General features: G+C 72.6%; 9 protein-coding genes and 1 other annotated feature. All 9 genes read right to left on the bottom strand.

Going from position 1 to position 6,712, the window contains the following annotated elements:
* Positions 1-211 (bottom strand): IS3 family transposase (locus ACFQQI_RS25465; protein ID WP_378569522.1); only part of this gene is annotated, 211 nt, incomplete at its 3' end.
* Positions 179-307: a sequence feature (AL1L pseudoknot), on the bottom strand. Its footprint overlaps the gene before it by 33 nt.
* The gene (locus ACFQQI_RS25460) at positions 265-594 is read right to left on the bottom strand and encodes a transposase (protein WP_378566762.1); all 330 of its coding nucleotides are present in this window, start codon (positions 592-594) and stop codon (positions 265-267) included. Its footprint overlaps the feature before it by 43 nt.
* Positions 595-609: 15 nt before the next feature.
* Positions 610-1,692, bottom strand: a complete 1,083-nt coding sequence (locus ACFQQI_RS25455) for a DUF222 domain-containing protein (RefSeq protein WP_378569520.1) — start codon at positions 1,690-1,692, stop codon at positions 610-612.
* 433 nt (positions 1,693-2,125) lie between these two features.
* Positions 2,126-2,878 (bottom strand): hypothetical protein, encoded by a 753-nt coding sequence (locus ACFQQI_RS25450; RefSeq protein ID WP_378569518.1) that lies wholly within the window; start codon positions 2,876-2,878, stop codon positions 2,126-2,128.
* The gene (locus ACFQQI_RS25445) at positions 2,879-3,712 is read right to left on the bottom strand and encodes a bifunctional allantoicase/(S)-ureidoglycine aminohydrolase (protein ID WP_378569516.1); all 834 of its coding nucleotides are present in this window, start codon (positions 3,710-3,712) and stop codon (positions 2,879-2,881) included.
* A complete protein-coding gene (gene allB, locus ACFQQI_RS25440; protein ID WP_378569514.1) occupies positions 3,709-5,049 on the bottom strand; it encodes an allantoinase AllB in 1,341 nt (446 codons plus the stop codon). Before allB ends, ACFQQI_RS25445 begins: the two co-directional genes overlap by 4 nt.
* On the bottom strand, positions 5,039-5,350 hold the full coding sequence (gene uraH, locus ACFQQI_RS25435) for a hydroxyisourate hydrolase (protein WP_378569512.1): 312 nt from the start codon (positions 5,348-5,350) through the stop codon (positions 5,039-5,041). Before uraH ends, allB begins: the two co-directional genes overlap by 11 nt.
* Positions 5,347-5,805, bottom strand: a complete 459-nt coding sequence (gene uraD / locus ACFQQI_RS25430; protein ID WP_378569510.1) for a 2-oxo-4-hydroxy-4-carboxy-5-ureidoimidazoline decarboxylase — start codon at positions 5,803-5,805, stop codon at positions 5,347-5,349. Before uraD ends, uraH begins: the two co-directional genes overlap by 4 nt.
* On the bottom strand, positions 5,805-6,707 hold the full coding sequence (gene pucL / locus ACFQQI_RS25425; protein WP_378569508.1) for a factor-independent urate hydroxylase: 903 nt from the start codon (positions 6,705-6,707) through the stop codon (positions 5,805-5,807). Before pucL ends, uraD begins: the two co-directional genes overlap by 1 nt.
* Positions 6,708-6,712 lie beyond the last annotated feature (5 nt).

Genomic DNA, 6,712 nt, shown 5'->3' with positions numbered 1-6,712 from the left:
GCTCGACGGTGCACCGCGCCACGTCATGGCCCTGTGCGCGCAGGTGGAGCCACATCTTCCGGGCACCGAACCGGGCACGGAATCGGTGCTCGCGCGCGACCCGGATCAGCTCGAGGATCTCCGCATCACGCAGCGCCCGTTTCGAGGGCGCCCGGGTGCGGGCCTCGTAGTAGGTCGACGGAGCGATCTTGACGCCGTGCTCGGTGAGCACCCGGCAGATCGGCTCGACTCCGTACAGATCTCGATGCTGGTCGATGAACTCGATCAGAACTTGGGTTGGCGGTCGAGCTCCGCCGCGAAGAAAGCCGACGCCGACTTCAGGATCTGGTTCGCCCGCTCCAGCTCGGCGACCCTCTTCTTCAGCTCCCGGATCTCAGCGATCTCCTCGGTCGTCTTCCCCGGACGCCTGCCCCCATCGACCTCCGCCTGCCGCACCCACTTGCGCAGCGTCTCGGGCGAACCGAGCCCGAGCTGCCCGGCAATATTGCGGATCGCCACGAACTCCGAGGGGTACTCGCCCTGCGCGACCGACTCGGCCACCGCCCGCACCGCGCGCTCACGCAGCTCCCGGGGGTACTTGCTGGGACGTGCCATGACTTCATCCTCCAACTAATGAAGCCTCCGGACATCCCGGGGCGGTTCACAGTGCTGCACGAACATCGCGAGGCGTTGGTGGTCGGTGAAGCACCGGCGCTTGCGGCCGAGGTCGAGGGGGACGGAGTCGCCGCCGAGGACGACGGGGATGATCCCGGCCTCACACGCCAGCCGGCGGGCGAGGCCGGGGCTGATCGTGTCGCCGGTGTCGAGGACGCCGGCCTTCTCCAGCCGTCCCGTCAGGACGTCGAGGTCCATCAGCACCAGCACGTTGGCGTTGATGCCGCCGGTGCGCGGGAGCCGCTTGACCGGGTAGCGGGCGATGTACTCGCAGAACGCCTGACCCATCGCCTGCGGCGTCGGCTTGCGTTCGACCCCGGCGCCCTGGGTGGCGGCCTGGTGCTTCGGCGCCATGATCGCCGTCAGCGCCTTCCGCAGCGCGGCGCCGTGGTAGCGGGGGACGGTGAAGGTGCCGTGGGTGCGGCCGCGCTCGTCGTCGCGGATCACCAGCTCGCAGGCCTTGGCCGCGGCGGCCTCCTCTTCGGCGAGGATCCGGGCCTCGTGCGCGTCCGCCTGCTCGGGGGCGACGACCTCGTAGAGGTGTCGGCCGAGGTGGTTCAGGTTCCGCGCGTCGTGGTCACGGGACTGGTCGAGGAGGTGCCGCTCGGCCTTCTCGAGGACGTCGGCGCCGAGGGTGTCGGGGAGCTTGTCGACCCAGCGGATGATCACCCGGGCCTGCTCGGCGAGCACCTGGCCGGCGGCGAGCGCGTCCCGGACGAGCGGATGCGCCTCGAGCGACCGTCCCAGCCGGACCGTGGCGTGCGCGGCCGGGCGGGTCGCCTTGGTCTGGTGGGCGAGCCAGTTGCCCGCGTTGGAGGCACCGACGTCCCGGCCGACGTGGAGGTCGTCGGCGTGCGCGGCCACCCGGGCCTCGAGCTCCTCGAGCCGCGCCTTCGCGCGAGTCAGCTCGACCAGCGTCGCGCAGGTCTCGTCGGCGTCCATGGACCACACGGATGCGTCCGCGACGGCGTCGAGCTCGGCGTGGACATGCGCGACCGCAGCACTGACCCGGTGCCGGGGTGTCGCGATCGCTGTCATGCCATCCAGCCAACGCACCCCCACCGACAACCAGCCCGATCCGCCGGACCGCATGTGCAAACACGGGTGGGAAGCCGGCCTGTGGACGGGAAGCGGCCCGCGGAGGGTGGTATCGAGGCTCAGGCGCGGGGCGCCTTCGCACCTCAACCACCGTGTCCCGGAGCCCGCGGACCGACCGCAGGTCGGCGTCCTCCCGATAGGCGCCAACTCGTCCGGAGACAGGGCGGTCAAGGGCGGCGAAGCCGCCGCAGGGAACCCTTGACCGCCCTGGCGGAGGACGAACAATGGCGCCGCCGGGAGGACGCCCGACTCGCTACCAAGGAACGATCACCCCCGCTCGACGTACGCGGGGACGCGAACTTGGTTTCGAGGCTCGTCGCTGGCGCTCCTCGCACCTCAACCACGGTGTCCCGGAGCCCCGAACCGTGGGCCGTCACGGCGCGCCGCCGCCACCACCTCCGTCACCACCACCGCCGCCGTCGAAGCCGCCGCCGTCCATGCCGCTGCCCCAGGCGCCGCCGTCGAGTCCGCCCCAACCGCCGCCGTCGACGGGCGGCTGGAAGGCCCAGGTCATCACGGTCGCGCTCGCGAAGTAGCCCTCGCCGTACGGCAGGTAGGCGGCGCCGGCCTCCCAGTACGGCACCCGGCGCGAGCGGACCGTCACCGTGCGGACCTCGGGGTCCTCGTGGGCGGCGACCCTGGCCGCGTCCTGGGCGCAGGCCGGGACCCGACGCGTCCCCCGACCGCGCCCGGGCGTCCACATCACCTCGGCGACCGACGGGCCGTGCTGTGGGTTGAAGAAGCAGGGGACCCGTCGCTCCGGGACGGGCCGCCCGTCGACGCGGGCCTGGACGCAGGCGAGGGCGTAGCGGCCCGTCGACAGCGTGTCGACGACCTTGCTGATCTCCTCGGGCGTCTTGATGAGCGGCGCCGCGCGGCCGGCGGACTCGTAGGCGTCGAGCGCGGTCTGGTAGTCGACCCGGGCCGTCTCGTCGAGGTCGCGGCCGGCGACCTCGGCGTCGAGCCGGCGCAGCTGCTCACCCAGGACGGTGACGTCCTCCTCGGCGAGCCGGCGTACGTCGTCGAGCTCGGCCTTCGTGGTCCCGGCCAGGGCGCGCCGCCGCTGCCAGCGGCGGCCCACCAGGCCCGCGCCGCCGACGGCCAGGGCGATGACCAGCCACTCCATTCACGACCCCCGTGACGTCCCGATGTCCAAGCCTGCGTGCCGGTTGACGTCCTTGTACAGCAGGTAACGGAACCGGCCGGGGCCGCCGGCGTAGCAGGCCTGCGGGCAGAAGGCGCGCAGCCACATGAAGTCGCCGGCCTCGACCTCGACCCAGTCGGTGTTGAGGAGGTAGACGGCCTTGCCCTCCAGGACGTAGAGGCCGTGCTCCATGACGTGTGTCTCCGGGAACGGGATCGACCCGCCCGGCTGGAAGGTGACGATGTTGACGTGCATGTCGTGCCGCATGTCGGCGACGTCGACGAACCGGGTCGTCGTCCAGGCGCCGTCGGTGTCGGGCATCTCGACGGGCTTGACGTCGCGCTCGTGCGCGACGAACGCCTCGGGCGCGTCCAGGGCCGCGACCTGCGCGTAGGCCTTCCTGATCCAGTGGAAGACGGCGGGTGCGTCGGTGTCGTTGTGCAGGGCCCACGGGGTGCCCGGCGGAAGGAAGACGTAGCTGCCAGGCGAGAGCTCGTGGTCGGTCCCGTCCAGGGTGAGGACGGGAAGACCGTCGACCACGAACAGGACCGCCTCCGCACCGGCGTCCGACTCCGGCCGGTCGGAGCCGCCGCCGGGCGAGACCTCCACGACGTACTGGCTGAACGTCTCGGCGAACCCGGTCAGCGGTCGGGCCAGGACCCACAGCCGGGTCCGGTCCCAGTCGGGGAGGTGGGACGCCGTGATGTCGCTGAGCGTCCGGGCGGGGATGACGGCGTAGGCGTCGGTGAACCTGGCCCGGTCGGTCGTCAGGGCCGTCTGGGGAGGCAGTCCGCCCCGGGGCACGTGGTAGCTCATCGCTCTCCTCGGTGTAGCAGTCGTCCTCGGGGCGCCGCGTCGTCTCGCACCGCCTGTCCGCGCAGCCAGGTCTCCCGCACGACGCCGGTGAGCCGGTGGCCGTCGTACGCCGACACCGGGTTGCGGTGCCGCAGCCGCGCGGCGTCGACCGTGAGCTCCTCGTCGGGGGCGAAGCGGACCAGGTCGGCGTCGGCGCCCACCTCGATGCGGCCCTTGCGGGAGAGTCCGACGCGGTCGGCCGGCCCGGTCGCCATCCACCGCACGACGTCGGCGACGCAGTGGCCGCGCGAGCGCGCTGACGTCCAGGTCGCGGGCAGGCTCACCTGCAGCGACGCGATGCCGCCCCATGCGGCCCCGAAGTCGCCCGCCCCTTGGGCCTTGAGCTCGGGCGTGCAGGGGGAGTGGTCCGAGACGACGAAGTCGATGTCGCCGTCCGCCAGCGCGGCCCAGAGCGCCTTGCGGTTGGCGGCCTCACGGATCGGCGGGCAGCACTTGAACTGGGTGGCGCCGTCGGGGATCTGCTCGGCGTCGAAAGTCAGGTAGTGCGGGCAGGTCTCCACGGTCAGGTCGACGCCGGCCGCCCGGGCGTCCCGCACCTGCGGGATCGCGTCGGCGCTGCTGAGGTGGACGACGTGGGCGGGCCCGCCGGTCCGCCGCGCCTCGGCGATCACCAGCGCGATGGCGGCGTCCTCCGAGCGTCGCGGACGCGATGCCAGGAAGCCCTGGTACGCCGCGCCGTCGAGCGCCGCGTCATCGAGGAGACTCCCGTCCTCGGCGTGCACGATCATCAGCGCCCCGAGGCGAGCGGTCTCCTGCAATGCCAGCCCGAACGCCGCGGCGTCGAGGTGCCCGAACTCGGGGACGCCCGAGTCGAGCAGGAAGCACTTGAAGCCGAACACGCCCGCGTCGTGCAGCGGCGCCAAGTCGGCCAGGTTGCCGGGCGCGGCGCCGCCCCAGAACCCCACGTCGATGTGGACCTGGCCGGCGGCCACGGCGCGCTTCTGCTCGAGCGCCGCGACGGTCGTCGTCGGCGGGATCGCGTTCAGGGGCATGTCGACGATCGTCGTGACGCCCCCGGCCGCGGCCGCGCGCGTCGCCGTCGCGAACCCCTCCCACTCGCTGCGGCCGGGCTCGTTGACGTGGACGTGCGTGTCGACGAGGCCGGGGATCAGCACCTCGTCGTCCGCGAGGTCCACCGTCTCCCGAGCCGGTGGGGGAGCGTCGTACGCCGTGACGGCCGCGATGCGTTCGCCCGAGATGCCGACGCTGGCGGCGACCTCCGCCCCGCCGACGATTGCGCGACGGGCGCGGAGCACGAGGTCGAGCTCAGCTGCCACGGTAGGTGGAGTAGCCGTAGGGACTGAGGAGCAGCGGCACGTGGAAGTGCTGCTCGGGGTCGGCGATCGAGAAGACGATCACGACCTCGGGGTAGAAGCCGTCGACGTACGCCCCCGTGTCGAAGCGGAGCCGGTAGTCGCCGGCGGGCAGCGGATCGGGGCCCAGCCGTCCGACGCGCCCGTCGGCGTCGGTGACCCCCTCGCCGAGCGCCTCGCCGCCGCGGGTCTCGAGCCGGACGGTCACGTTCGCGGCGGGTCGCCCCTGCGCGGTGTCGAGGACGTGCGTGCTGACGGTGCTCACGACAGTGCCTCCTCGAGCCGTAGCAGGGCTATCTCCCGGAGATTGTCCACCGTCTCGGCGCGCTCGGTGTCGTCGTCGTTGGCGAGTCGGCGCGTCAGCTCGCCCAGGATCTCCTCGGCCCCACGGCCGGCGGCGCGGATGAGGAAGACGCGGTCGAAGCGCTCCTCGTACGCCGCGTTGCCGGCGGCGAGCCGGGCCGCGACGTCGCCGGCGTCCACGTCGACGCCCGACTGCTCTCGTCGGGACTGCGCGCCGCCACGCTCGCCGATCCGCGGATGGCCGGCGAGCGCCTGCCCGAGCTCGTGGTCGGTGAGTCGTCGCGCGGCGGCGTCGGCGGTCGCGAGGAGCGCCTTGCGGTTGGGGTAGGGCTGCGCGTCGAGCACGTCGTCGGCCCAGCGCGGCACGGCGAGACAGCCCAGGAGGACCTCCCGCGTCGTCGTGATGTCGTCGGTCATCAGCAGAACCCCGGGACGTGCAGCCACGCGTCGCCGGCGGGAGCCGCGTCGTCGCGCACGACCTGCGCCTCGATCAGGCCGTACGGGCGGTCGGCGGCGACGAACACCTCGCCGTCGTTGGTCAGGCCGGGCACGTCGAAGCCGGAGAAGTCGACGAGGAAGTGGTGCTTGTTGGGCGCGGAGAAGCGGAGCTCGGCCAGGTCCGGGTGGGCGTCGAGGGCGGCCGCGCCCATCGCGTGCAGCGTCTCCTGCAGTGCTCGGGAGTACGTCGTGGCGAAGGTCGTCAGCAGGTCGCCGACGACCGCGTCGTACGACGCGTTCCAGTCCTTGCTGGCGGTCGTGTGCCGCCAGCGGGCCACGAGCGACGTCGCGAGGATCCGGTCGTCGGCCTCCGCGAGCGTCGTGAACTCGTCGCGCAGGAAGCCGCGGAACTCCGAACCCGTCGACTTCAGCACCACGAGGTCGCGGATGCCCGACACGACGTGCGTGTCCGCCCTGCCGACGGTGACGACGCACGTGCGCACCGCGCCGCCGCGACGCACGAAGGAGTGGTCGTGGGGCGTGCCGCCGACGTCGATCCGGTCCCACGCGTACTCCTCGACGCGCACCTGCGCCGACGTGGCCGCGGGGGTGGCCTCCAGCAGACGCGATCCCAGCGCGAGGGCGTAGTCCTCGACGGAGTCGACGCCGTGGAGCTTCGCGTAGGCGAACGCGGTGTTCTTCTGGGTGTCGGTCGGCAGCACCGCCGACTGGTCGCCGATCGTGTGGGCCGCCTCGAAGTCGCCGCGCAGCGAGGTCGAGACGTTGAGGTCGCGGATCTCGTGCCTGGCGGTGTCCCGGACGATGCGGACGACGCGGTTCTCGGCCTTGCCGTACTGGTTCGCGCCCAGTGCGTATCCCATGGGTC

Source organism: Nocardioides sp. GCM10030259, assembly GCF_042666375.1.
Lineage (GTDB): Bacteria > Actinomycetota > Actinomycetes > Propionibacteriales > Nocardioidaceae > Nocardioides.
This window is presented reverse-complemented; position numbering and strand designations above follow the sequence as displayed.

Coding starts and splice junctions, on each gene's coding strand:
- ACFQQI_RS25460 (WP_378566762.1), bottom strand. CDS start 594: ATGGCACGTCCCAGCAAGTACCCCCGGGAGCTGCGTGAGCGCGCGGTG.
- ACFQQI_RS25455 (WP_378569520.1), bottom strand. CDS start 1,692: ATGACAGCGATCGCGACACCCCGGCACCGGGTCAGTGCTGCGGTCGCG.
- ACFQQI_RS25450 (WP_378569518.1), bottom strand. CDS start 2,878: ATGGAGTGGCTGGTCATCGCCCTGGCCGTCGGCGGCGCGGGCCTGGTG.
- ACFQQI_RS25445 (WP_378569516.1), bottom strand. CDS start 3,712: ATGAGCTACCACGTGCCCCGGGGCGGACTGCCTCCCCAGACGGCCCTG.
- uraD (WP_378569510.1), bottom strand. CDS start 5,805: ATGACCGACGACATCACGACGACGCGGGAGGTCCTCCTGGGCTGTCTC.
- pucL (WP_378569508.1), bottom strand. CDS start 6,707: ATGGGATACGCACTGGGCGCGAACCAGTACGGCAAGGCCGAGAACCGC.